The organism is Sanguibacter antarcticus, assembly GCF_002564005.1.
GTDB classification, from domain to species: Bacteria; Actinomycetota; Actinomycetes; order Actinomycetales; family Cellulomonadaceae; genus Sanguibacter; species Sanguibacter antarcticus.
Genome location: NZ_PDJG01000001.1, coordinates 217,786 through 241,346, shown reverse-complemented (window position 1 = coordinate 241,346; position 23,561 = coordinate 217,786). Strand labels below are relative to the sequence as shown.

The 23,561-nt window shown below is 65.1% G+C and carries 16 protein-coding genes and 4 pseudogenes; 12 read left to right on the top strand and 8 right to left on the bottom strand.

Going from position 1 to position 23,561, the window contains the following annotated elements; all coding sequences use genetic code 11:
• Positions 1-90: 90 nt before the first annotated feature.
• From ATL42_RS01075 to ATL42_RS01060, 3 genes and pseudogenes are all read left to right on the top strand, one after another.
• A complete protein-coding gene (locus ATL42_RS01075; RefSeq protein WP_098453771.1) occupies positions 91-897 on the top strand; it encodes an ATP-binding cassette domain-containing protein in 807 nt (268 codons plus the stop codon).
• Complete coding sequence (locus ATL42_RS01070) at positions 894-2,168, top strand: hypothetical protein (RefSeq protein WP_098453770.1); 1,275 nt, start codon at positions 894-896, stop codon at positions 2,166-2,168. The genes ATL42_RS01075 and ATL42_RS01070 overlap by 4 nt, the downstream gene beginning before the upstream one ends.
• Before the next feature lie 1,012 nt (positions 2,169-3,180).
• Positions 3,181-4,414, top strand: a pseudogene (locus ATL42_RS01060) (IS3 family transposase).
• Positions 4,415-4,465: 51 nt separating this feature from the next.
• On the opposite strand, the gene ATL42_RS01055 reads toward ATL42_RS01060, so the two are convergent.
• Positions 4,466-5,311, bottom strand: coding sequence for a hypothetical protein (locus ATL42_RS01055; protein WP_098453768.1), 846 nt, complete (start codon positions 5,309-5,311; stop codon positions 4,466-4,468).
• Between the two features lie 251 nt (positions 5,312-5,562).
• On the bottom strand, positions 5,563-6,156 hold the full coding sequence (locus ATL42_RS01050) for an RNA polymerase sigma factor (RefSeq protein WP_098453767.1): 594 nt from the start codon (positions 6,154-6,156) through the stop codon (positions 5,563-5,565).
• 463 nt (positions 6,157-6,619) lie between these two features.
• On the opposite strand from ATL42_RS01050, the gene ATL42_RS01045 reads away from it, so the two are divergent.
• The 4 genes from ATL42_RS01045 to ATL42_RS01030 all read left to right on the top strand — a co-directional run bounded on the left by ATL42_RS01045 (position 6,620) and on the right by ATL42_RS01030 (position 10,475).
• The gene (locus tag ATL42_RS01045) at positions 6,620-6,871 is read left to right on the top strand and encodes a hypothetical protein (protein ID WP_098453766.1); all 252 of its coding nucleotides are present in this window, start codon (positions 6,620-6,622) and stop codon (positions 6,869-6,871) included.
• Positions 6,872-7,030: 159 nt separating this feature from the next.
• Positions 7,031-7,597: a recombinase family protein gene (locus ATL42_RS01040; protein ID WP_098453765.1), complete on the top strand. Its 567-nt coding sequence runs from the start codon at positions 7,031-7,033 to the stop codon at positions 7,595-7,597.
• A gap of 345 nt (positions 7,598-7,942) precedes the next feature.
• Positions 7,943-9,337 carry an IS1380 family transposase gene (locus ATL42_RS01035; RefSeq protein ID WP_098453764.1) on the top strand — a complete coding sequence of 465 codons (1,395 nt, stop codon included), beginning with the start codon at positions 7,943-7,945 and terminating at the stop codon, positions 9,335-9,337.
• Positions 9,338-9,653: 316 nt separating this feature from the next.
• Complete coding sequence (locus tag ATL42_RS01030) at positions 9,654-10,475, top strand: FRG domain-containing protein (RefSeq protein ID WP_098453763.1); 822 nt, start codon at positions 9,654-9,656, stop codon at positions 10,473-10,475.
• Here the strand turns inward: ATL42_RS01030 and ATL42_RS01025 are convergent.
• The 4 genes from ATL42_RS01025 to ATL42_RS01010 all read right to left on the bottom strand — a co-directional run bounded on the left by ATL42_RS01025 (position 10,415) and on the right by ATL42_RS01010 (position 14,376).
• Positions 10,415-11,434, bottom strand: coding sequence for an IS30 family transposase (locus tag ATL42_RS01025; protein ID WP_245861934.1), 1,020 nt, complete (start codon positions 11,432-11,434; stop codon positions 10,415-10,417). The two genes, ATL42_RS01030 and ATL42_RS01025, sit on opposite strands and share 61 nt — an antisense overlap.
• Positions 11,435-11,913: 479 nt before the next feature.
• Complete coding sequence (locus ATL42_RS01020) at positions 11,914-12,441, bottom strand: hypothetical protein (protein ID WP_098453761.1); 528 nt, start codon at positions 12,439-12,441, stop codon at positions 11,914-11,916.
• Positions 12,442-12,724: 283 nt separating this feature from the next.
• Positions 12,725-13,174 carry a hypothetical protein gene (locus tag ATL42_RS01015; RefSeq protein WP_098453760.1) on the bottom strand — a complete coding sequence of 150 codons (450 nt, stop codon included), beginning with the start codon at positions 13,172-13,174 and terminating at the stop codon, positions 12,725-12,727.
• Between the two features lie 896 nt (positions 13,175-14,070).
• Complete coding sequence (locus ATL42_RS01010) at positions 14,071-14,376, bottom strand: ISAs1 family transposase (RefSeq protein ID WP_245862672.1); 306 nt, start codon at positions 14,374-14,376, stop codon at positions 14,071-14,073.
• A gap of 84 nt (positions 14,377-14,460) precedes the next feature.
• On the opposite strand from ATL42_RS01010, the pseudogene ATL42_RS01005 reads away from it, so the two are divergent.
• The 3 pseudogenes from ATL42_RS01005 to ATL42_RS00995 form a co-directional block, all read left to right on the top strand.
• Positions 14,461-15,687 (top strand): annotated as a pseudogene (locus tag ATL42_RS01005) (IS3 family transposase).
• Between the two features lie 49 nt (positions 15,688-15,736).
• A pseudogene (locus tag ATL42_RS01000) lies at positions 15,737-15,874 on the top strand (IS110 family transposase); the annotation flags it as partial.
• 16 nt (positions 15,875-15,890) lie between these two features.
• A pseudogene (locus ATL42_RS00995) lies at positions 15,891-16,127 on the top strand (IS3 family transposase); the annotation flags it as partial.
• Between the two features lie 53 nt (positions 16,128-16,180).
• Here the strand turns inward: ATL42_RS00995 and ATL42_RS16320 are convergent.
• Together ATL42_RS16320 and ATL42_RS16315 are read right to left on the bottom strand one after the other, a co-directional pair.
• Entirely contained in the window at positions 16,181-16,873 is a 693-nt protein-coding gene (locus ATL42_RS16320) for an ATP-binding cassette domain-containing protein (RefSeq protein ID WP_169925306.1), read from the bottom strand.
• The gene (locus ATL42_RS16315; protein WP_169925305.1) at positions 16,870-19,482 is read right to left on the bottom strand and encodes a hypothetical protein; all 2,613 of its coding nucleotides are present in this window, start codon (positions 19,480-19,482) and stop codon (positions 16,870-16,872) included. The genes ATL42_RS16320 and ATL42_RS16315 overlap by 4 nt, the downstream gene beginning before the upstream one ends.
• Positions 19,483-20,515: 1,033 nt before the next feature.
• On the opposite strand from ATL42_RS16315, the gene ATL42_RS00985 reads away from it, so the two are divergent.
• Positions 20,516-21,730: an IS4 family transposase gene (locus ATL42_RS00985; protein ID WP_098453757.1), complete on the top strand. Its 1,215-nt coding sequence runs from the start codon at positions 20,516-20,518 to the stop codon at positions 21,728-21,730.
• Between the two features lie 397 nt (positions 21,731-22,127).
• Complete coding sequence (locus ATL42_RS00980; protein WP_098453756.1) at positions 22,128-23,186, top strand: PDDEXK nuclease domain-containing protein; 1,059 nt, start codon at positions 22,128-22,130, stop codon at positions 23,184-23,186.
• Positions 23,187-23,561 lie beyond the last annotated feature (375 nt).

Sequence of the window (23,561 nt, the reverse complement as noted above, 5' to 3'; positions counted from 1 at the left end):
GGCGTAGGAACCTCCATCATCGGAAGACCTCGACCCTCATCCCGCAACGACGCGCCCACCCAGCTACACCCTCGTTTGCGATGAGCCACTATGGCGTGGTCGACTGACGCCATCTCAGCCCCTCCTCTCAACGAACCGACAGATCCGAGGCTCAGGTTGTTGATCGCCGAACATGTTTCACAGGGGTACGGGCACACGTCTGTACTCGCCGACGTTTCGATCCGCCTGGAGGCGGGGACGATCGCGTTGCTCGGACCAAACGGAGCGGGCAAGACCACTCTTCTTCGGACGCTCGCTACGGTGCAGCCCCTGCGGGGCGGACGTCTGGAAATCTGCGGTCAGGACGTCCACTCGGAGAGACTTGCGCGCGCGGCGCGGCGATCATTGGGATACCTGCCTCAGGGCTTCGGCTACGACCCAGCGATGAGCGTCTTCGACTTTGTCTTCTACGGCGCGTGGGTCCGAGGCGTTCCGAGGGCAGAGCGAACGGAGGACACCAACGAGGCGCTTTCCTATGTTGGCCTCGCCGACCGTGCGCGAGAGAAGATGGGACGACTCTCCGGCGGTATGCGCCAGAGAGCCGGGATTGCATGGGCGATCGTCGGCCGTCCCGCGATCGCACTGCTCGACGAACCGACTGTCGGGCTCGATCCGGAACAGCGGATCGATTTTCGCAACCTTCTCCGTGGACTCACAGGGACTGCGGTGCTTTTGAGCACCCACCTGACGGACGACGTCGACGCCGTCTGCGACCGGGTGATCGTGATGGACAAGGGATCGATCATCTTCACCGGAACGACGAAAGAGCTCAAGACCAAGGATGATGGTGGGCCAGGCAACACCAGTATCGAACGGGGTTACATCAGCCTGCTAGCCCAAGGAGATCGCGTCGCATGAGACTTGCCCTCCTTCACCTGCGAACGAGCTTCACTCGCTGGGCTGTCCTCCCACTCGCCGTCCTCGGTGTCGTCATCATCTTTCAGCGCAATACGTTCTGGATCGGTATCTGGCCTGAGGCGGGCGCGGTTGTTGTGGCGTCGGCATTCTTCCTCAGCCTGTTCGCCGCAGGCCTGTCTGCGTGGGCTTGCGCCCGTACGGACGCTTTCCGAGTGCGCGAGCAGACGGCTGCGACGGTGCGACGACCAGCACTCCTCGAGGCACTGCGGTTTTCCGCCAGTCTGGTTTGGTTACTCCTTGCGTACGCCGTCGTCGTAACGGCAGCAGCTGTGGTCACTGCTAGGGAGGGTGCCCCGGGACTGGATTTCTACGCTGGGTACACGCTACTGGGACTCTTTCTTGTGGTGATGGCTGCCGCGTGGGGATGGGCGGTCGGAAGAGTGATGGGTCCCGCGTTCGCGGCCGCCACCGCCTTCTTCAGTTGGTTTATATTCATCTCCCTGATTGGGCCTCCCACCCAGGCCAACCCTGTATCTGGCCCCCCGTGGGTCACCATTGAACTTGGTGTGGTCACCCTGCGCCTGGTCGTCCTGGCGATTTTCTGCCTGGCTGTGTGCATGTTGCCGGCCAAGGCCGTCGCACAGAAGCATCGTCAGGGGCTGGCCGCAGTCGCGGTGATGCTCGCTCTAGTCGTGACTACCATGCTGAACACCACGGTACTCGCGCCCCGTGCGCCTGTGGCTGCACCCCTGTGTATCGACCGGACCATCACGTACTGCCTGTGGCCGGAGCACCAGAAGTACGTCTCTCTTGTGGAGGAGGTCGATGCGCGGGTTGCGACGCTGCCGTTGGACCTCGATTTGCCTACCAGAATCGTGGACTACTCGCTGTCGAGCTCAACGGTGTGGGGCGAAGATGGGATCGAGCGGGAAGTCGCTGGCACCTTCGACCCGGAGTTCGACATCTCTGAAGGAAGCCGTTGGGCTTTGGCCCAAGGAGTCGCCTCAGCTATCACTTCTAGCGTCTTCGCCACTTGCAAAGTGGACGATCCGATCGACCCAGAATCAGGAATAGAGCAGGTGTATGCGTGGCTGGAGTACCGCCTTGCGGGTGGAGGCGCCCAGGACTATACGACCGATGCCCCCGACGAGCTCCAGAGCGCCTGGGCTAAGGGGCAGCAGGTTGCCCGTGAGCTCGACGACGCGGAGCAGGCCATATGGGTAGCCGAGGTAATTCGGAGCACGACCACCACATATTGCAGTGCCTCGTAGTTCCAAGATCGCCTCGGGGCTTCGCGAGACAATAGTCTTTGCCCGAACGCGTCATGTGCCGACGCTCATAGGGCTGGTGACCGCCGTCTGCCTTCTGGCCGCATTCTTCGGTGGGGTGGAAGTCGGCGCGCCAAGCGCATCTGCAGGCGGTACCACAATCTCTTTCTCGAGGCTCCTGTCTGTCGCGCCGGGAATGCTCCCGGCGCTGGTTCTGACGAGCCAGCTGGCCGCGCTTGAGGACGCTGCCGGACACGCTCTGCGCCGCATGGAGGTCAGGGGACTCACCTTGTTGTTCCTCGGCGGGAGCACTCTAATGATTGGCGCTAGCGCTTTTGCGTCTGGCTCCGCAACGGTGCCGACAACCGCCCGAGCACTCATCGCCTGGTTCGGCCTGGCCTTGCTCTCAGGGCGTTTGCTGGGCTGGCGGTTCTGTTGGGTGGGGCCGTGCCTCGTACTGTGCATCTTGATCTACTGGGGATACGACTCTTCAGGAGGCACATATTGGTGGTGGGAGTTCACTGCCCACGGCCCTGACCCCATGGCCTCCTGGAGGCTAAGCGTCGGGCTCCTCGTGACTGGTGTCGCAGCGTTCTGGTTGACGCCCTGGCGGATCGCGACACTTCGGCACAACAGGCTCTTCGCAGATGCGGTGGGAGTGGCGACGCGCCGGTGAGACGGGTTGCTGGGTGATGTAGGTCGAGGTCCTCGTTCAGAACAGGTTGCTTGGTCGCTACTGATCCTCGGGGACCTCGACCTACATCACCCAGCACCACGCTCGCCGGCGCGTCGCCACCCCCACCGGAAGTCCGAAGAGCCGACATGAGACGTCCTGCGGCCCATGGGCGGTCTCAAAGGGTCGTCGCAATGAGGGGTTTCGGTGGGTTCGACAGTAGTTGCTCGAGGGCGTGTGCGGGGGTGTTTCCTTCGAGTGTGCGTCGTGGTCGGGCCTTGACCCCTGATCGTGGACACGCTGAATTCGGGCTCTGCCTGGAGGAAGCGAGAAGATCTGATCATGGCAAGGAAGACGTACTCAGAGGAGTTCCGGCGCGACGCTGTCGAGCTGTATCGGTCGACGCCCACGGCGACGGTCGCAGGGATCGCGGCGGATCTGGGGATCATGGACACGACCCTGTCGAACTGGTTGAAGGCCGCGGGGGTAGCAATCCGCGGGTAGTCCCGCTCGCGCACGCCGGCCCCGCCTGGCGATGAAACTCCGGAGCAGGAGCAGGAGCTGGCTCGGCTGCGGGCACGCGTGAGGGATCTGGAAGATTCTGAGCGCAAGCTGAACACCGAACGGGATATTCTGCGCGCGGCGGCGAAGTATTTCGCCGGGGAGACGAACTGGTGAGCCGCTTCGGAGTTCGTTGCCGACCACCAAGACACCTTCGCGGGTGTTGCGGTTGTGCGAGGTCGTGGAGGTCTCACGTTCGTCGTTCTACGCCTGGTCCAAAGCTGCCCCGGCGCGCCAGGAATGTGCCCGAGCGGACGCGGACCTGGCGGCGCGGGTCGCGGCCGTGCACGCCAGGGACGGCGCCTACGGGGCCCCGCGGATCACTGCCGAGCTCAACGACGGAGCAGGTGCGCACGAGCGGGTCAATCACAAGCGCGTGGCCCGCATGATGCGCGCCCGCGCCATCGCAGGGACCAGGCTGCGCCGGCGGGTGCGCACCACGATCAGCGCACCGGACGACCAGCTCGTCCCTGACCTGCTCGAACGCGACTTCACCGCGACCGGGCCGAACACCCGGTACGTCGGGGACATCACCTACCTGCCCTGCGCCGATGACGGTTTCCTCTACCTGGCCACCGTCATCGACTGCTTCTCACGCCGCCTGTTCGGGTGGTCGATCGCTGACCACATGCGCACCGACCTGGTCGCCGACGCTCTCCTGGCCGCTGCTCGCCAGCGCGGCACGCTGGCCGGCGCGATCTTCCACAGCGACCACGGCGCCCAGTATGCATCCAAGGACTACGCCACGTTATGTGAACCCCTGGGCGTCCAACGCTCAATGGGCAAGGTCGGCACGAGCGCAGACAACGCGAGGGCCGAGTCGTTCAACGCCTCCCTCAAACGCGAGACCCTCGCCGGCGCTCACGGCTGGCCTGACGCAGCGACAGCACGCCTCGAGGTCTTCGCGTGGATCATCCGCTACAACACTCGCCGACGGCACTCGACCTGCGCCTACCTCAGCCCCGCCGACTACGAGAACGCCCACCACACAACTACGCTGGCTCTCGCCGCGTGAAACCACCTGCGTGTCCACGATCAGGGGTCAAGCCCCGTTTGCCTGGCGTAGCTAGAGTGTCTGGACGGTAGCCGGCGGAGACAGGATTTGCTTCCCGTCGATCCTCGGGTCGGCGGGCAGGACGGCTTGGACCTGCATGGCGAGGCCGCGGAGTTCGTCGATTGTGAGGTTCCCGATGAGCTGGACATGGGCTCCCGTTGCTGTGGTCCATCGTGCGTATCGGAATCCACCGTTGTCCCCTGTGTGTACGTCGCTCGTCGTTGGCTCGCGGAGTGTGAGGCCGGTTGCGGGGATCGGCTGGAGGCTTGCCAGTGCGGTTGCGGGGAGTTCGCCCGCTGTCACTTCGAGACTCAACCAGGGAGTGTCATCTCCCGGTCTCGGGTCGGAGTTGCCGTAGACGGCCGTCCATCTTGTGTTGCGCGCCGGCAGTTCGGCTGCGGGCACGAGCTGGAGGTCAGGCAGGATTGCGTGAATCGATTCTTGACTCCTCGTTTCGGAGTATGCGGCGGCAGCCGCGGTCGCCGTGTCTGCTTCGATACCCGATGCGGTAAGTATGTAGTCGCCGGTGTCGTCCGACCACTGCACCCAGGCGCCCCAAGGGAACTCGACGACCCAGGCGTCGGTTCGAGAGCCCGGCAGAACGGTCGTGTAGGCGCCTTCGAACGCCTCGACGCTGGCGACCCCGGCTTTGGCGTCCGGTCCCCAGAGCGTCAGTACGGAGTCGTCCTCGTTGCCGGTCGCCTCGACGAAGGTCGCCAATGGCAGGGCGACGGGGCACTCGTCGATGCTTGCCCACACCTCGCTGAGCGCTATGGGCGAGTCGTTGATCAGGTAGGTAGCGCCGCGGAGCTGCGACGCGTCGGCGACCTGCGGGCCCGAGCACGGCGCGGTTGACAACGGGATTCGCCCTTCGGCTGCGGCAAGAACGATCGGACTGCTTGCAGGTTCGTTCCCTGCAAGTAGGGAAGGGCCGGCAACGAGGGCTGCCGCTACAACCGTCGCGAGCGCTGCGGTGACTAGAGCTGCGCGCGCTCTGGACGAGCGCGGGTCGGGTGAGTTGCCGATCGCCCTGAGCAGCTCGCTGCGTACCGCGGCTCGGCGGCTATCGCTAAGCGGGCTGACGGCGGGTCCGTTGTCATGGCGGATAGTCATCGTTGCTCCTTGTCCAGTTCGTCGAGTCGTGCAATGAGTCGTGCGCGGGCGCGAGAGAGTCTGCTCTTGACCGTGCCAACAGGGATGTTCAAAACGGTGGCGGCCGACACGTAGTCGAGGCCCTGCCACAGACACGTCTCGATGACGTCCTGGTCCGCCTGCCGGAGTGCTCTGAACGCTGCCTGGACCCGGGTCGCCTCGGCGCGTCGATCGAGCACTTCGATGACATCGTCCGCGTGATCAGGCTGCGGCGGTTCCTGCGGGACGCGATCCATCGCGCGGCGACGCCTGATTTCCGAACGCGCCTTGCGCCGGAGCGTCATCCGAGCGATTCCTAAGATCCATGGCCGAGCACTTCCCGAGTCGAGGCGCGCAGTAGCGCGGGAACGCCAGGCTTCTAGGAAGACGATCGACAGAAGATCCTCGGACAGCTCGCGCGATGAGACACGACGCGCCAGGTAGCGGTGGGCTGCATCACAGTGCCGGTCGTAGATGATCGCGAAGGAGTCAGAGTCGCCATCGATGACCGCTCGCCAGAGCTCGACATCAGTTTGGACCTGCATCGGACCCGGAGCAGATTCGTCAGGCATCACACTCGACTCTAGAGAATCGCGGACCGGCAGGGGTGCGAGGACTGTGGGAGGAGGAGTACGTGTCACACCTGTTAAGTGCCCGCAGCTACCGCTTGGGTTCCCATATTTGTGATCGGACCTGAAATTGTGAGGAGATCATCACGCGATTCGCCGCCCACGAGCTCGCTCGCGACAAGGTTATCTATGAGCTGCTGTGTCGGCGCTACCTTCCGTCCGACGAACTCTCGGGGCTCATGGACGATCTGCTCGTCACGGTGCCTGGTCGGTCAACGCCGTCGTCAGAACAGTGCCTCCGGGCGATGTCTACACGAGATCCTGGAACGCTACGACCCCGGCGACCTGACGAGCTGGCACGGTTGCCTTCCGCAGGCTCGCCGCCCCGTTGCCTGGCGCGGGGCGTGCGCGGCGTTGGCTGTGGGTCGATGCAAGGCTTGTCGCTCTCGAAGCGATCATCCTGGGCATGGCGCTGGCGGAAGGGTCCGCCAGTGACTGGCTGCCGCTCATCGTCGTCGACGGCTTCGGTCTCAGCGAGTCGATCGACGCGATCGTCTACTCGGGCTTCGGGCTGTTCATGGCAGTCGGTCGACTCTTCGGCAGACGGGTGATCGACCGGTTCGGGCGAGCGCCCTCGCCGCGGCGGCAGGGATCCTTTGCGTCTCGCTGGCACCAGGTCTGTGGCTGGCTGCAGTTGGCGTCGTGCCCTGGGGCCTAGGTGTTCTGTGTCATGACGTTGGCTTGGCTACGCCCACCGTCCGTGAATGACCGTTCACGAGACATTCCCGCCGCTCGGGCTTCGGATCGGCGTGTCGTGTTCCATGGGTCGTGTCCGAGACCTATGTGCCGTGAGGCACGTTCACGGTACAGTCGTGGGATGGCTTCGATCGGATACGCACGCGTCTCGACCCGGGATCAGATTCTGGACGGTCAGCTGGACCAGCTGCGTGCTGGTGGGTGCGAGAAGGTTTTCGTCGAACACGCTTCGGGTGTCTTGGCGAAGCGACCCGCACTGGATGATGCTCTGGCGTATCTGCGTGGTGGCGACACCCTTGTGGTGACCAAGCTCGACCGGCTGGGTCGCTCGGTGCGCAACCTCAAAGAGGTCGCCGACGGCCTGGAGCTCCGAGGTGTTGGGCTCAAGGCTTTGTCGCAGGGGATCGACACGACGACTCCTGGTGGGCGGTTGTTCTTCCACATGCTCGCGGCGATCGCCGAGTTCGAGCACGACCTGATCGTCGAGCGCACCCAAGACGGCCTGGCAGCAGCTCGTGCTCGAGGGCGCGTGGGTGGTGGCCGGGTCAAGATGACCGCGACCAAGGCGCGCCAGGCCCGGGCGATGTATGAGGAGAAGACCTACACCGTGCAGCAGATCGCGGACACGTTCGGCGTCTCCCGCGGCACCATCTACCGCCACCTCACCCACGACACCCACCCCGCCTGAGGCCAGGACACGCGAGAGGGTTTGCAACTTGTTGTCCGTGGACAGCGGACATCGTGTCACCAACCTCATGACACAGAACATCTAGCACCCGCTGCGGCCGAAGAAGAACGCCCACCTTCACAACGTGACCCACGACAAGACTCTGACCTCACTACGCCTGGTCTCCGAACGCGCCAACGCCCTGATCAAGAACGCCTGGCGAGCCCTACGTCTGGTCACCCTAGCCTCGGGCTTTCATGGCGGGGTGGGTCTCAGTAGGTGTCATGACGCAAGAAAGTGCTCCTGACCTGGAAGAATACGGTTTGTTGAGGACCGATTCTGACTAGTTCGAGGAGCACCTTCAAGGTGAAGACTACCGTCGCGTATCCCCGTCTGAACATCGTCACGTCGGCGACGTCCGCGGTTGGTCAGGCTGGTGGGGTGCTGTTGACCGAGACGGTCCGGGCGACGGGTCTGGATCGGGCGTTGTCGACGGGCTTGGCGCGGTGGCGTAAGCCGACGGCGTTCCACGACCCGGGCAAGGTGATCGTGGACCTGGCGGTCGCCCTGGCGTTGGGTGGGGACGCGTTGGCGGACGTCGCGGTGCTGCGCGCCGAGCCCGGTGTCTATGGCGCGGTCGCCTCGGATCCGACGGTTTCGCGCACGATCGCGGCGTTGGCCGCTGATGCCCCGGCAGCGTTGGCGGCGATCAACACCGCCCGAGCTGCGGCCCGTTCGGCGGCCTGGCGCCTGGCTGGTGAGCGCGCCCCCGACGCGGGCGCCAGCGCGGTGGACCCTCTGGTCATCGACCTCGACGCGACGCTGGTCACGGCGCATTCGGAGAAGGAGAACGCGGCGCCGACGTTCAAGCGCGGGTTCGGGTTCCATCCCCTGTGCGCGTTCGTCGACCACGGCGGCGCCGGGACCGGGGAACCGCTGGCGATCATGCTGCGGCCGGGCAATGCCGGGTCGAACACCGCCGCCGATCACATCGCGGTTCTCCGAGATGCTCTGGCTCAGCTCCCTGGTCATGGCGGGCGGACGCGGGGCAGTAAGAAGATCCTGGTCCGCACCGACGGCGCAGGCGGAACCAAAACCCTCATCGAATGGCTCACGACCCACCGCCTGGGCTACTCGGTCGGGTTCACGCTGCCTGGCAACACCCCCGACCTGCTGGCCCGCATCCCCGAGACCGTCTGGGCCCCGGCCCTGGACGCTCACGACGAGGTCCGTGACGGCGCCTGGATCGCTGAGCTCACCGACCTGATGGACCTGACCGCCTGGCCGGCAGGCATGCGCGTCATCGTTCGCAAGGAACGACCCCACCCCGGGGCCCAGCTGCGCTTCGAGGACGTTGACGGGATGCGCATCACCGCGTTCGTGACGAACACGCCCGCCGGTCAGCTCGCTGACCTCGAGCTGCGCCACCGCCGCCGCGCCAGATGTGAAGACCGCATCCGCATCGCCAAGGACACCGGTCTGCGCAACCTCCCCCTCAAGGCCTTCGCCCAGAATCAGATCTGGTGCGCGATCGTCGCCCTCGCCAATGACCTCCTGGCCTGGATGGGCATGCTCGCCCTCACCGACCACCAGGCCCGCCGCTGGGAACCCAAACGCCTGCGCCTACGCCTGTTCACCATCCCCGCCGTCATCGCCCGCACCGGCCGGCGCACCTGGCTCCGCCTCTCCAACCGAGCGCCCTGGGCAGCGCTGGCCGCTCAAGCAGTCCAAGCCCTGCGAGCCCGACCCGCACCCGGCTGAGCGCCAGCACACCCTTGACTCAACGACCCCCGCGCGACCACCCGGACCTGGAACCGGCGCCCAACCCGACGACACGGGACCATCTGTCATACCCACAAGGCAGAATCACACCCGAGCAGGCGCCCTGACGCCCAAACGACCCACCTCATGAGCCCGATGAAAGATCGAGGCTAGACCCGACACACATCACCGAGATCACCACCGCAGCCCTCAACCTGCTCCACCTACAACACGACACCCGGCGAAAGTCCTGCTGAGAACACCTCTCAATCATGAAACGCCTCTAAATCGCTCAGATCGTGGGAGCATCCAGGCTATGACAGATCCCTGGCCAGACTGGATGACGTACGAATCCACCACCATCAAGAAAGCCGGCATCCCGCGCGCGAGAAGGAAGACGAAGGTGCAGGCCGCTCGGGACGTTCTCACCGCGATCAACGGAATCGCTCTGATCGGCCCCACCGGAGGCGTGGTATGGCGTGGCCAGGCCGACATCAGCTGGCGGCTCCAGTCGAAGGCCGCCAGAGCCGGAATGACACCTGCTGAGGTAGTGAAGCATGAGACGGCGATGATCAACGAGGCTCGGATCATCGGTGCCGACGGTGCTCAACACATGGGCGACTGGGAGATTCTGGCCAAGATGCGTCACCACGGTGCAGCTACGCGTCTCATTGATGTGACCCGGGACCCCCTCATTGCCCTGTGGTTTCTCTGCGACGACGATGCCATGGTCGGTGGCAAGAGTGTCCGTGACCAGACCGGCATCCTGCTGGCGCTGCAACGGGAGTCGTTCCGTAGGATCAACAATCCACAGAAGCGCGATAGCTATAGGGAACTTGTCTCGAAGGGCAAGGACAAGGCCAGACTGATGTACTCCACGCCGCCTATCGACCCGCGAATCGCTGCTCAGCGGGGATCATTCCTCCTACACAGCCACCCTGTCAGTGAGGCAGAATCGTCCATGTCGGAGCTCGGTGACTTCACCCAGCCCTCGACCGGTAACTGGATGGCGGACTCGGATGATGCCCTTGAGAAGATCTGCGGACCCGTCATGAGCACGGACAGGGGCCCTTGGTGTCAAGGCGTGGAAGCAATGGTGGCGTTGAGGAGCTCTTCGAATTTCTCTCGCGGGGTGTAGAAGCCCAGGGCTGCTCGGGGTCTGTCGTTGAGCTCTTCGGCGATGGCGTCGAGGTAGGGCTGGTGGTCGGTGATGACGGTGCCCTTGGGCAAGTACTCGCGAATGAGCCCGTTGGTGTTCTCGTTCGTGCCGCGCTCCCAGGGGGACCGGGGGTGGGCGAAGTAGACGGGCATCGTCGTGGCCAGTGTGAGGGCGCCGTGGCGGGCCATCTGTGAGCCCTGGTCCCACGTCAACGACTTGCGCATCATGGCCGGCAGGGAGTTCGCGTGCTCGATGAGCAGGTCCGCCAACGGGGCCGATGTTTTGCCCTGGGGCAAGCCCAGGATCACCACGAACCGGGTGGTGCGCTCGACCAGCGTTGCGACCGCGGAGCGGCCGAACGCCCCCACGACGAGGTCACCTTCCCAGTGCCCGGGAACCCGGCGGTCAGCGACCGTGGCGTCGCGGTCGTCGATGGGGACCATCCCCACGATCGGCCCGGTCCGTTCACCTGCAGGTTTGCGGGGCCGGCGAGCGATCCGCTTGGAGCGCAGCATCACTGCGTGCTTGGCGAGGTCGCCCTTGGGCAGGGCGTAGATGAACCGGTAGATCGCTTCATGACTGGCCGTGGCGCCGCCAGCAGCAGGGGAATGACTCACCCTCGCAACGGTGGGGCCGACCGCTTCCAGAAGCAACCGGCCTGCGATCTGCCGGGGCGTCCTCGAGCGCTTCAGATCCGCCAAGACCCGAGCCCGAAGCACTTCGTCACCAGCGACCTTGCCGACCTGCGGGCGCCGACGGTTGCGCTCAGCCCGACAGTCCGCCGTCACCAACCGGTACCCCAACGTCTTCGTCGAGTTCCGGACAATCTCACGGCACACGACCGACGGCGCACGGTCGATGTGAGCGGCGATCCGGCGCATCGACCACCCCGCCTTGAGGCCCGTGGAGATCTCAACCCGATCAGCGATCGTCAACATCCTGCGCCCCACACCCGTACCCCTCGCCGACCAGCACTGTTGCTACGACGCTATGACACCAAGGCCGTCCGCGTGCGAACTTTCCCGAAGCGATCGGAGTGGTCGTTCCCCCAGATGTCAAGACGGTGCTCCTGGCAATGCTGCAGAACAACTTCGGCTTCACGCGATCTTCGATCTACCCCGATTTCAGCGGGATCGCACAGGTCTACGCCACGAAGCAGGCCTAGATGTTGTGGGTCATGACGTTGGCGACACAGCGTCCACTGTCCGCCAACTACCGTTCACGGATGGGGCCGAACAGCCCTTCCATGAACGGTCATTCGCGGACGACGGACAGCGGACGGTGTGTCGCCAACGTCATGACCCACAACACCTAGGACTCCTGCGACCCCACCTACTACCCCCCCTAGACCGGAAGAGCCTCTTTGAGCCTTGGTCCCCCGTGAGCGCCTTGCGCATGATGTCCGGCAGGTCGACGGTCAAGTGGGGCAACGTAGTCGCCCGACCCACGCTAGGTGTTGCTCAGCGACAAAAAGCCCTTCCGCAGCGCGGCCTTGCAGCACACCTACACGAGTCCGACCTTCGACCACCTGCAGTCCAGTTGCCGCCGGTTCAACCAAGTTGCGCTGGATGACTAGGGGAGACCGCTTCCACGTGCCGTCGTTCTCCCAACTCTTGCGAACACCGATATGCACGCCAGCGTTGCGAACTCCTACGAGATATGCGTGATTCTTAGCGTTGTATTCCAGCAAGTCGTTTTCAGATGCACCTGTGGGCATGTTCAAGAACTGACGCAGTCCGATGGCTTCTTCTGTCCATCCAATGTGCATCAGGTCGATATGCCCATAGTCTTGGATGAAGTGATCCGGGTGGTCATACAACCATTGTTCGGTGACGTCGTCGGGCCAGCCCAGCGCGAGTATCGCCGAGGTAGTGCGGAAGGCGCCGAAGCCATCACCGTGGTTTTGACAACTTTCAGCCATTCCCTGCAGGTCTTTCAGGTGCATAAGAGTCCTCTGGCCTCGCCATGTATGGGGTTGGAGCGACGCTCTTCACCATCGTCTGATCGATGGTCGACGTCCGCACGGGTGATTGATGGCCGGGTTGTTCAGAAATCGGTAACTTTGAACATGTTACGCCCCCGGAGCGCTTGGTGTTGTGGGTCATGACGTTAGCGACACAGCGTCACGACCGTTCACGGATGGAGCCGAACAGACTCTCCATCGAACGCGGTACGAGGCAGTGCGCTGCTTCGGCGTAGGGCTCGAGGTGGGCGAGGGCAGAAGTCGATCAGTCGTTGAGGATCAGGTCGACAGCGTCCTGGGCGCTGTCGGTGGACGACATAGGGATCGTCATGGCATTGCCGATGACAGGTTCTGGAACGGCTACAGCCGACCGGATCTCATCGCCGATCTTCATGACGAGTCGCGCATCGCTTCCTGCTTGGGCGACCTCCTGCGTGAGCGACTTCAACACAGCCTCCCCATCGGCAGCGAACGTCAGGTCGACTGCGCTGTGCCCATCATGCTCGGCGACAACGACATCTTCGACGGTTGCGGTCCGAAAGGTCTCCGGATTCGTAACGTACTGACCGTCTATCGGAACGCACTGCGGGTCCGACCCTTCGTCGCACGTCTCGGCCACTGCCAGGTCGATCGTTCCCGAGGAAGCCTCTGGGGTCTGACCAGGCTCAACCTCCACGGAACACCCACTGACGGCCAACGCGACAAGGGCGATCACGGAGAGACCACGTGTTCGAGAAATCATAGATTCGCTCCCCAGAGACGTCGAGCTGCGTGCTTGTGAGGCTAGCGGGATTCACCAGCATTGCCTATGCACGGCATCTGATGACCGCCCGCGAGCTCGGCGCGGTCTCAGAACCCATCGTTCACGGAACAGTAAACATGGCGCTACCAACGTCATGACACAGAACACCTAGCGCGAGATGTCTGGCTTGAGAATCTTTATCTCAACCTCCGGGCCCATCCGCCCCACACGCCACGCCGGGCCCCACCACGGCAGATCTGCAGGTCACAGCCCTACCAACCGACTTTTCCGGGGCCCTGCGGGGGATAGTTAGCAAGAGCCGCTAGCCCCCGCGCTCACGCTCGTCGAAGCTGAAGCGCTTGATGAACTAACAACTACCTTCTGGTAGAAGGTAGTTGCGCTGCAGACGTTGAAACTCCGAGAAGTTGTATAGGTTGCACCGTTAGTCTGTGCTCCGAATATGCGGTAGGCGCCGTCGCCATAGTAGAAGTACGGGGTATAAGTGCCTGTACCGCTCCAAGCCCATTGCCAGGAAGCGTAGTTGCCTGATACGACGGCTTGCGATGTCGGCGAGATCGCGATCGCACTCACTGACGCAGATGCTGGCGTCACGATAGTTAGAACTGGGATCAACGCCACTGCAAGAACAGGTAGGAACTTTTTCATCGGAGCCTCCATGTTTGCTATTTGTCTGTGCGCGAGTCGCGATGCGACGTAAGCATAGAATAGGGCGAGCAGGTCAACAGGGGCAACACTCGCAAACTGGACGCTATGGGTGAAGTTTGACGAGGAGTCGATGGGGCTCTCCGCAGTCCAGGTCAGGGTCCCGGCAAAGTCGTGTTTGAGCAGGTCAGGAGTAGTTCGACGGGCTATGTAGGGTCGCGGGCGTGGTGCCGGGTAGCGGCGGCCATGTTGGTGCTACCGGCCAGTCGCAGGACACTGATCGCGGTGGAGCGCAGGGTTGCCATCACTCGGGGCGCGTGGCCGGTGCGGACGCTGGAGCGGTCCTCGTAGAACACGACGTCGCGGACCCAGTGCAGCCGGTTCTCGATCGCCCAGTGGCCTTGGACCCAGGTCGCGATCTGGACCGGGTCGGCGTCGTTCGGGCTCATCGAGGTGATGACGTAGACGACCTCGACGCTCTTCTTGCCCGCCTGGGTGCGAGTGCGGCGGATCTGGGCGACCTGGACGGGCCTTGACCCCTGATCGTGGACACGCTGATTCCAGGCTCGACCTGGAGGAATCGAGAAGATCTACTCATGGCAAGGAAGACGTACTCAGAGGATTTCCGGCGCGACGCTGTTGAGCTGTGCCGGTCGACGCCGACGGCGACGGTCGCGGGGATCGCCTTGGACCTGGGCATCATGGACACGACCCTGTCGAGCTGGCTGCGGGCTGCTGGAGTGCCGATCCGTGGGCACTCTCGACCACGGCCCCCGACGCCGGTGGGTGATGAGACGCCGGAGCAGGAGCTGGCCCGGCTGCGGGCTCGTGCGAGGGACCTGGAGGACTCTGAGCGCAAGCTCAACACCGAGCGGGACATTCTGCGCGCGGCGGCGAAGTATTTCGCCGGGGAGACGAACTGGTGAGCCGCTTCGGAGTTCGTTGCCGACCACCAAGACACCTACCAGGTGAAGCGGTTGTGCCAGGTCATCGAGGTCTCGCGTTCGTCGTTCTACACCTGGTTCAAGTCCGCCCCTGCCCGCCACGGGCGGGCTGAGAACGATGCGGACCTTGCCGCGCGGATCAAGGTCGCGCACGCCAAGGACAAGGCGTGCGGGGCGCCGCGGATCACGGCCGACCTCAATGACGGTGCGGCGCCCGAGGAGTGCGTCAACCATAAGCGGGTGGCCCGCGTGATGCGTGCCCGCGCCATCGCTGGGATCCGGCTGCACCGTCGGGTGCGCACCACGATCAGCGCACCCGACGAGCAGGTCGTGCCTGACCTGCTGGAACGGGACTTCACCGCGACAGAGCCGAACACCCGGTACGTCGGGGACATCACCTACCTGCCCTGCGCCGGCGACGGCTTCCTCTACCTGGCCACCGTCATCGACTGCTTCTCACGCCGCCTGGTCGGGTGGTCCATCGCCGACCACATGCGCACCGACCTCGTCGCCGACGCGTTGCTGACCGCCGCCCGCCAGCGCGGCACCCTCGCCGGAGCCGTCTTTCACAGCGACCACGGCGCCCAGTACGCATCCAAGGACTACGCCGCCCTCTGCGAACGACTGGGCGTCAGGCGCTCGATGGGCAAGGTCGGCACGAGCGCAGACAACGCGATGGCCGAGTCGTTCAACGCCTCCCTCAAACGCGAGACCCTCGCCGGCACCCACGGCTGGGCCAACGCCGCCGTGGCTCGCCGCGAGGTGTTCGCGTGGATCACCCGCTACAACACCCGCCGACGCCACTCCACCTGCGGCTACCTCAGCCCCGCCGACTACGAGAACGCACACCACACAACTACGCTGGCTCTCGCCGCGTGAAGCCACCCGCGTGTCCACGATCAGGGGTCAAGCCCCGTTCCACGAGCCGACTATCGCCTACGTCGCCCGCTGGACCGCCGAGGGCAAGAGCAAACGCGACATCATCCGCTGCCTGAAGCGATACGTCATCCGCGAGGTTTACCACCTCATCAAGGTCAACCCCCGCACCGGCGAAATCGCGAGTTGACAACTATAGGAGTATCAACGCCCTGGCCGAGACCGTGAACGGCTACTACAAGGCCGAACTCATCCAAGGAGCCGCCTGTCAACGCCCCCCCTGGAAGACAGCCGAAGACGTCGAGCTCGCGACCCTCGGCTGGGTCCACTGGCACAACCACCAATGCCTGCACGGCTACCTCGGCGACGTCCCACCGGCCGAGTTCGAGCAGGCTTTCTATGCTGACCAGACCGACCACCACCAGGTCGTCGAAATTCAATAGCGCGACTCTCCATCAATCCCAGGACGATTCAGACCAGACGTGGCCTTGTGGGTTTAGGTCAGTGGTGTGACGGTGGTGGCGGTGTTGATGACGGCGGGGTCGTGGCTGGCGACGAGGACGGCTGCGCCGCTGGTGGCTGCTTTGTGGAGTGCGTCGATGACGGTGGCTGCGGCGGTGCGGTCGAGGCTGGCGGTGGGTTCGTCGAGGGCGATGGCGGTGGGTTGGAGGAGGAGGGCTCGGGCGATCGCGAGGCGTTGGCGTTCGCCTCCGGACAGGGTGCGGGCGCGTTGGCGGGTGCGTGTTCCTAGGCCGAGGGTGGTGAGCAGGGTGGTGGCGCGTTCTTCGAGGTCGGGTGTCAGGCCGGTGGGGATGGCGGGCAGGAGGGCGTTGTCTAGGACGGTGAGCTCGTCGATGACGGTTGCGCCTTGGTCGACGTAGGCCATGTGCTTGCGGCGGGCGGCGGCGAGCTGGTCGGGGTCGAGGGTCTCCAGGCGGGTGCCGGCCCAGGTGACGGTTCCGGTGGTGGGGGTCAGGGTGGCTACGGCGACGCGCAGGAGGGTGGTCTTGCCTGAGCCGGAGCGTCCGGCCAGGCAGTGGATCGTTCCGGCGGGGATCGTGAGGTTGAAGTCTTCGACGATGGTCAGGGGGTCGCCGTCGCCTCGGGTGTAGGTGACGGTGATCGCTTCCAGGGTGATCGCTGGTGCGGTGGTGGTGGGGGTTGTTGGGGTGGTCGTGGTGGCGGTCATCGGTGGGCTCCGGTGGTGGAGAGGGTGTGGGCGTAGCGGTGTGCCCAGGCTGCGGCGGCGAGGGCGGCTGCGGTCGGGACGCTCAGGGTCAGTGTCAGCAGGGGTGCCCACAGGTCGGAGGAAAGTCTGGTTGTCAGGAGGACGCCGATGGTGACGGCGAGGACGATCCCGGGCAGCAGGGAGGCGATGACCTGGGCGCGCACGCTGGCGCTCAGGGCGGTCTTGGTCCATCCGGTGGTCACGAGCATGGCGTGGTGGGCGCCTGCGCCGAGGAGTCCGGCGCGGATGCCCGCGACGAACATGGCGGCCCCGGCGAGGAGCGTGCCGACGGCCAGGATCGTCTGGGGCAGCAGGACGCTGGCGCTGACGAGGGTGGCGATGCGGGTGGTGCCGGCGGCGACGTGGGCTGTGGCGATGACGCTCGCGAACGCGATGGCGCCGCAGGTCAGGACGATGACGGCGGTGGCGCTGAGAGCACCGGAAGCCGGGTGCGCGCGGGCGACCCGTCGCCCGACCTGGCGTGCGGTGCGTGCGGCCCGTGCCGGTCCGGTGGCGGCGCGCGGGCTGCGGGTGCTGGTGCGGGCTGCGGCGTAGGTGCCGGCCACTGCCACGGCGGCGTAGACCAGGGCCGCTGCGCCGCTGGTTCCGCGGGCCACCGCTGTGGTGGACATCGCTGCAGCGACGAGACCGGCCAGGACCACCAGCGCGAGGGAGGGGACGTCCTCGGTGAGGAACCATCTGCGGATGCGTCCGCGTGACCAGCCCAGCGAGCTCAGCAGCACCGCTTCTCGGCGTCGTCGGCCTGTGCCGGCGATCTGGACGACCGAGGCCAGGACGCTGACTCCGGTGAGGGCCACGACCAGCAAGGTGATGGTCGCGCCGATCTGCGCGCGCTCCACGCGCACGGCGGCCCCCAGGCTGGTCCACTCCTGGGTCGTCCATCCCAGGTCACCGTCTGCGAAGTACTCAGGCAGGTACACCCCGACCTCATCGAGGGAGGAACCTGCCACGACCCGCACGTCCAGCCCCAGGTCGCTGATCTGGGCGGCGACCACACCGATAGCGTCCAAGGCCTGCGGGGAGTAGCCCTGGACGTCTGCGACCCGTACCCGCACGACATCAGCGTCACCGGAACCGCGCATCGCAGCGTAGGCACCCAGGGTGGTGATCGCCCCAGGAGCAGGCAGCACCGCACCGCGACCGCTGAACGAGGGCGCCAAGACAGCCCCGTCGTGCTCACCGGGCTCAACGACGCGGACATCAGCGGCACTGTAGGTGCCCAACGGGACATAGGAGGCAGAATCGGCGGTCCCGGTGATGTCACCAGGGGTGTACGTACCCACAGGAACGTAGAGCGGGACACCCTCAGGGTCCGCCGCAGACTTCGCTTCCTGGCGGTAGGCCTGCTCCTGGGCTCTCGGTTCCGTGGTGGAGGTCTGCTCCTGGACGCTCACCTTCATGCGGGTGAAGCCTTGCGGGGTTGCTGTCAGCAGCGTCGTGGTCTCCTCCGGGGCCGTTGAGGCCTGCTGCGCGCTCGGGGCGGTTCTCACCGCAGCCCCGGGCAAGGCCGGCGTCAGGTTCGGGGCACTCTCCGTCGCCGCGCCGCCCGGAGCGCCCGTGGCCCCGGGCAGCGCCAGCGCCAGTGCCGGAAGGCCGAACGGCGTCAGGCCCGCGGTCAGATCAACCGTTGACGTCGTCGGTGCACCACGTTCCGCCTGATCGACCAAGGCAGCGCCATCCGCAGTGATCATTAAACTATCGGAGCTCACCAGGTCTGTGATGGACGTCCCCGACATGTCGAGCGGTGTGAAGGTCACCTCACCCTGCAGCGATGGATAGGCCGCATTAGAGACCACGACAGGAACGACCGGACCGCCCTGGTACCCGTTGGTAAGAGCCCAGTACTCGTAGTCATGCGTGACGGGGTCGACGAGGTCAGCCAGAGTCGTCTGCTCGGCGCCGAGGGACTGCTGCTCGTCGAACTCCACGAGAGTGTCCAGGAACTGCCCCGAGTCCCCGAGCAAGGCCCGCTCAGCGACCGGATCGATGGCGATGAGCCCCGAGGTCAGCGCCGGAGCCCCAGGGAGGGTCACGTCCACCCCCCAGGTGCCAGTGCCGTCATACGGGGCGCTTGCTGATCGGACGTTGCCATCGGTCCCGACTCTCGGGGTCCCGTCGATCTGCCCGGTGACGAGGACCGTCGTGCTGTCCGAGAGCGTGTGCGTCTGGACACCATCAGGGACTGTGACTTTCACTCGCGCCTCGATGGCCCGGGTGTCGGAGAAGAAGTCCGACACCGCACCGTCTGCCTCCATCGCGCCGACCAGCAGACCGTAGGACGGCGTCTCGAGCTGACCGACGAACGCCAACGGCGCCGCGATCTCCACACCCGCAAGATCCCCGATCGCCTCGAGCTGATCAGCGCTGATGCCCCCGCTGCCCCCGAGCGAGGCGAAGTTCTCCTCCACCAGCCCGCCCGTCTCCAGGGCCGCGCTCGACAAGACACCCTCACCGCCGACCAGCAGGTCATAAGCACCCCGCCAGTTCGCACCCACCGTGGACTCCACCACAGCGACCGAACGCGCCGTCGTCTGGGAAGCCGCCACCATGCTCACCGCCAAGAGAGCGGCCGTCGCGACGACCGCCCCCCTGCGGGCACCGCGATACCAGAAGCGCCCGCAGGGGGGCGGGATAGTCAGCAAGAGCCGCTAGCCCCCGCACTCACGCTTGTCGAAGCTCCAGCGCTTGATCCACCAACATAAATGCTCTGGTAAAAGGTTTGTGCGCTGCACACGTTGAACGCCCGGTTAGCGGTATTCGATCCACCATTAGTTTGCGTCGAATATGTACGGTAGGTACCGTCGCCATAGAAGAAGAGTGGTGCGTAAGAACCCGAACCACTCCAAGCCCATGACCAGCTGAGCGTGGTGCCTGATACGGCGGCCCGCAATGTCGGCGAGATCGAGATTGAACTCACCGTCGCAGATGCCGGCGTCACGATAGTTAAAATTGGGATCATCGCCACTGCAAGAACAGGTAGGAACTTTTTCATCGGAGCCTCCATGTTTGCTGTTTTTCTGTGCGCGCGTCGCGATGCGACGTAAGTGCAGACTAGGGCGAACGAACCAACAGAGGCAAGACTCGCGAACCGGACGCTGTGGGTGAAATCGTACCAGGAGTATATGGGGCTCTCTGCGGTTCGTGGTGAAGGGGTTGGCGTAGCTCAGTCCCTGGGGTCTATCGGGTCCTCGGCGGACAATCCGCTGGTCAGGAGGTTCAACGTCTCCCTCAAGTGCGAGCACCTCACCGGTGCGCCCTGTCTTTGCCAACGTCCCCGTCGCCCGTCGCACGGTGTTTCGTTGGGCTGCCTGATGCGACACCAAGCGATGGTGCTTCGTGTGCGCCTGGTTGACGCTGAACGCCTACGAGAAGGCTCGCACAACCACACTCGGCCCAGTTGCCAGATCACCGGCGAGTGGGCCCAAGATCTTGGGGTGAGACCCGGTGCATGAGAGGCAAGATCTTCTACCGAGACGTTCCCGACCAGCCTTTTACTGACTGTATCTACAGTAGGTTGAGACGATCAGAACCAGTTAGCCTCAATACCGTTCAGTTAAGGGTGTCGGGGTGTAGTTTGGTGGCATGCCAAGAGCTGGGTGGAAGAAGCCGGAGTCTGAGCGTCGTTTGTCGGACCTGGTGTCGGTGGGTGTGTTGACGCGGGTGTTCCCGCCGGGGTTGGTTGATGAGGTGATCGCCGAGGTCGGGCGGACTGAGCAGCGTCATCGTGCGTTGCCTGCCCGGGTGATGGCGTACTTCTCGATCGGGATGGCGTTGTACTCCGAGGGGTCCTATGAGGACGTGCTGGCGCAGTTGACCGATGGGCTGTCGTGGGCTTCGGGGTGGACCCAGGAGTACGGTCCGCCGAGCAAGTCCGCGATCTTCCAGGCCCGCGCCCGGCTGGGCTCGCAGCCGTTGGCGGCGTTGTTCGCGCGAGTCGCGAAGCCGATCGGGGGCGAGGGCATGCCCGGGGTGTGGCTGGCAGGGCGGCGGTTGGTCGCGATCGACGGGATGTGCCTGGACGTCGCTGACACCACCGCGAACGACGATCACTTCGGGCGGCCCGGGGTCAACAAGGGTGAGCGGGCGGCGTTCCCCCAGGCCAGAGTGGTGGCGTTGGCCGAGTGCGGCACTCATGCGGTCTTCGCCGCGCAGATCGGGCGGTACTGCGACTCTGAGGCAGAGTTGACAGTGCCGTTGCTGGACCACCTCTCACCGGGGATGCTGCTGACTGGCGACCGCGGGTTCTTCTCCTACGCCTTGTGGCGCCAGGCGTGCGCGACCGGGGCGGACCTATTGTGGCGGGTCCGGACCGACAGCGCCGCGCCCAAGCCCATCCACCTCCACGACCTGCCCGACGGCTCCTGGCTGGCTCACCTGCACCAGATGCACTCGGCCGCGGCGCGGCGGGCAGAGCCGATGCTGGTCCGAGTCATCGACTACACGATCGATGACGGACGCGAGAACCCCGACACCTACCGCCTCTTCACCACGGTGCTCGACCCCGACGAGGTATCGGCGACCGAGCTTGCCGCTGCCTACGTCGAACGTTGGGAGGTTGAGCTGGCCTTCGACGAGCTCAAGACCCACCAACGCGGCCCCCGCACCGTGCTGCGGTCCAAGTCGCCTGACCTGGTCCTCCAGGAGATCTGGGGCCACCTGTGCTGCCACTTCGCGATCCGGTCCTTGATGACCGACGCCGCCAACCAGTGCGGGCACGACCCGGACCGGGTCAGCTTCGTCGCCGCACTCCGGATCACCCGCCAACCCCTCGCCCACCCGGGCGCTTTTCCCCCCTGACCCGGGCCGCTGCGACAGCCCAGGATGGCTGGACTTCGTGCACCGACTCCTGCGCCGGCTCAACCTCGCCCGACGCCGACGCTCAGCACCCCGAGTCGTAAATCGCAAGTACGTCAAGTGGCACGTCAAACGCGCCCACCACGCCAACTGGCCCCAGCCCCAGCATGAACCCACCTACCACGCCACAGTCACTAACTAAACGATATTGGCCTTAAACCCGACTATCGGCAGATCGTGCCCATACTTGAGGGTGCACTGGTGACCGGCAATGTATGGGACCCGCCTGAGTTCAAGCGGGGCGGTCCGGCGCTGCGACCACTACAACGAACTACGCGCCGAGTGGTGCGGTGGTCGGTGAGGCACTGGTCCGCAGCTGTTGACCAGGCACAATGGCGCCATGAACACGCAGGACGAGGGCGCGCTGGAGCTGGCCGGGTACGCGGACCTCCTCGTGGACCTCACGGACCGTGTGCGCCAGACACAGTTCAGAGCAGCACGCGCGGTCAACAGCGAGGTGCTCAGGCTGTACTGGTCGATCGGGCGCGACATCCTCGATCGCCAGCAGAACGCAGGGTGGGGATCCAAGGTCGTCGACCGGCTCGCTGCCGACCTCAAGCGAGAGTTCCCTGATCAGAGGGGCTGGTCCCGGCGGAACCTGCTCTACATGCGCCGCGCAGCCCAGGCCTGGCCGACCGAGACTGAGTTTGTGCAGCAGGCTGCTGCACAATTGCCGTGGGGCCACCTGATGGTGATCTTGGACCGGCTCGAGTCGCGCGACGAACGCGACTGGTACACCGCCCGCGCGGTCCAGGAAAGCTGGTCGCGGGCCGTCCTGGAGCACAAGATCAAGGCCAACCTCCGCGCCGCGATCGGCGCCGCACCCTCAAACTTCGACTCCGCGCTCGACTCGATCGATTCCGACCTGGCCCGACAGCTGGTCAAAGACCCCTACGTCTTCGAGCACCTCGCGATGGTGAACACCCGGCTCGAGCGCGACGTCGAACAAGCGCTGATGGACCGCCTGCAGGACACCCTCATGGAGTTCGGCCGCGGCATGGCCCTGGTCGGGCGCCAGTTCCACCTCCCACTGGGCGACGGTGAAGAGTTCATCATCGACCTGCTGCTCTTCCACGTCGAACAGCTGCGCTATGTCGTCATCGAGCTGAAGGTCGGGCCCTCCTCGCCAGCGCACGTGGGGCAGTTGGGGGCCTACGTCGCAGCCGTCGACGGTGAGCTGCGCCGCGCCGACGTCCACGCGCCCACCGTCGGGATCCTGCTGTGCACAGGCAAGGGCGGGGCCGCGATCAAATACGCGCTGGCCTCGACCGCCGCCCCGGTCGCCGTGGCCGACTACCAAGGCCTTCCCGCCGACGCTCGAGCTGCACTGCCCTCTGCCGGTGAGCTCCAGGCCGTCGTCGACGCCGAGCTCGACCACGAAGACCGAGCGCAGCAGTAGCCACCAGGTTCAGATCGGCGGCGACCTGCAGCCGTCGAGCCACACGAGCGGTTTCCGTTGGTCAGGTGGCGATGCCGGCCGTCACCTGCAGGCGCCGGTTGCGGCGGCCGGATGCTTTCTGAGAGGTCAGGTGCCACGCGTGACAGGTCCCGCACCGGTGCACGGCTACGGGGGCGGTGCGTCCGCGCGCTGTCTGCTGGCGTGTGATGTGGCGCAGGGCGCGGGCTGCGGCGCGTGGGGACGGGTAGGTGATCTTGGTGCAGGGGCGCATGGAGGCTCGCAAGATGGCGGGGTGCGCAACGGGCTATAGCTCGCCCCGCACCAGGGCCTGCCTCATATGCGCGGCGCCAGGATGGGCTCGAAGCCCCGTGGACC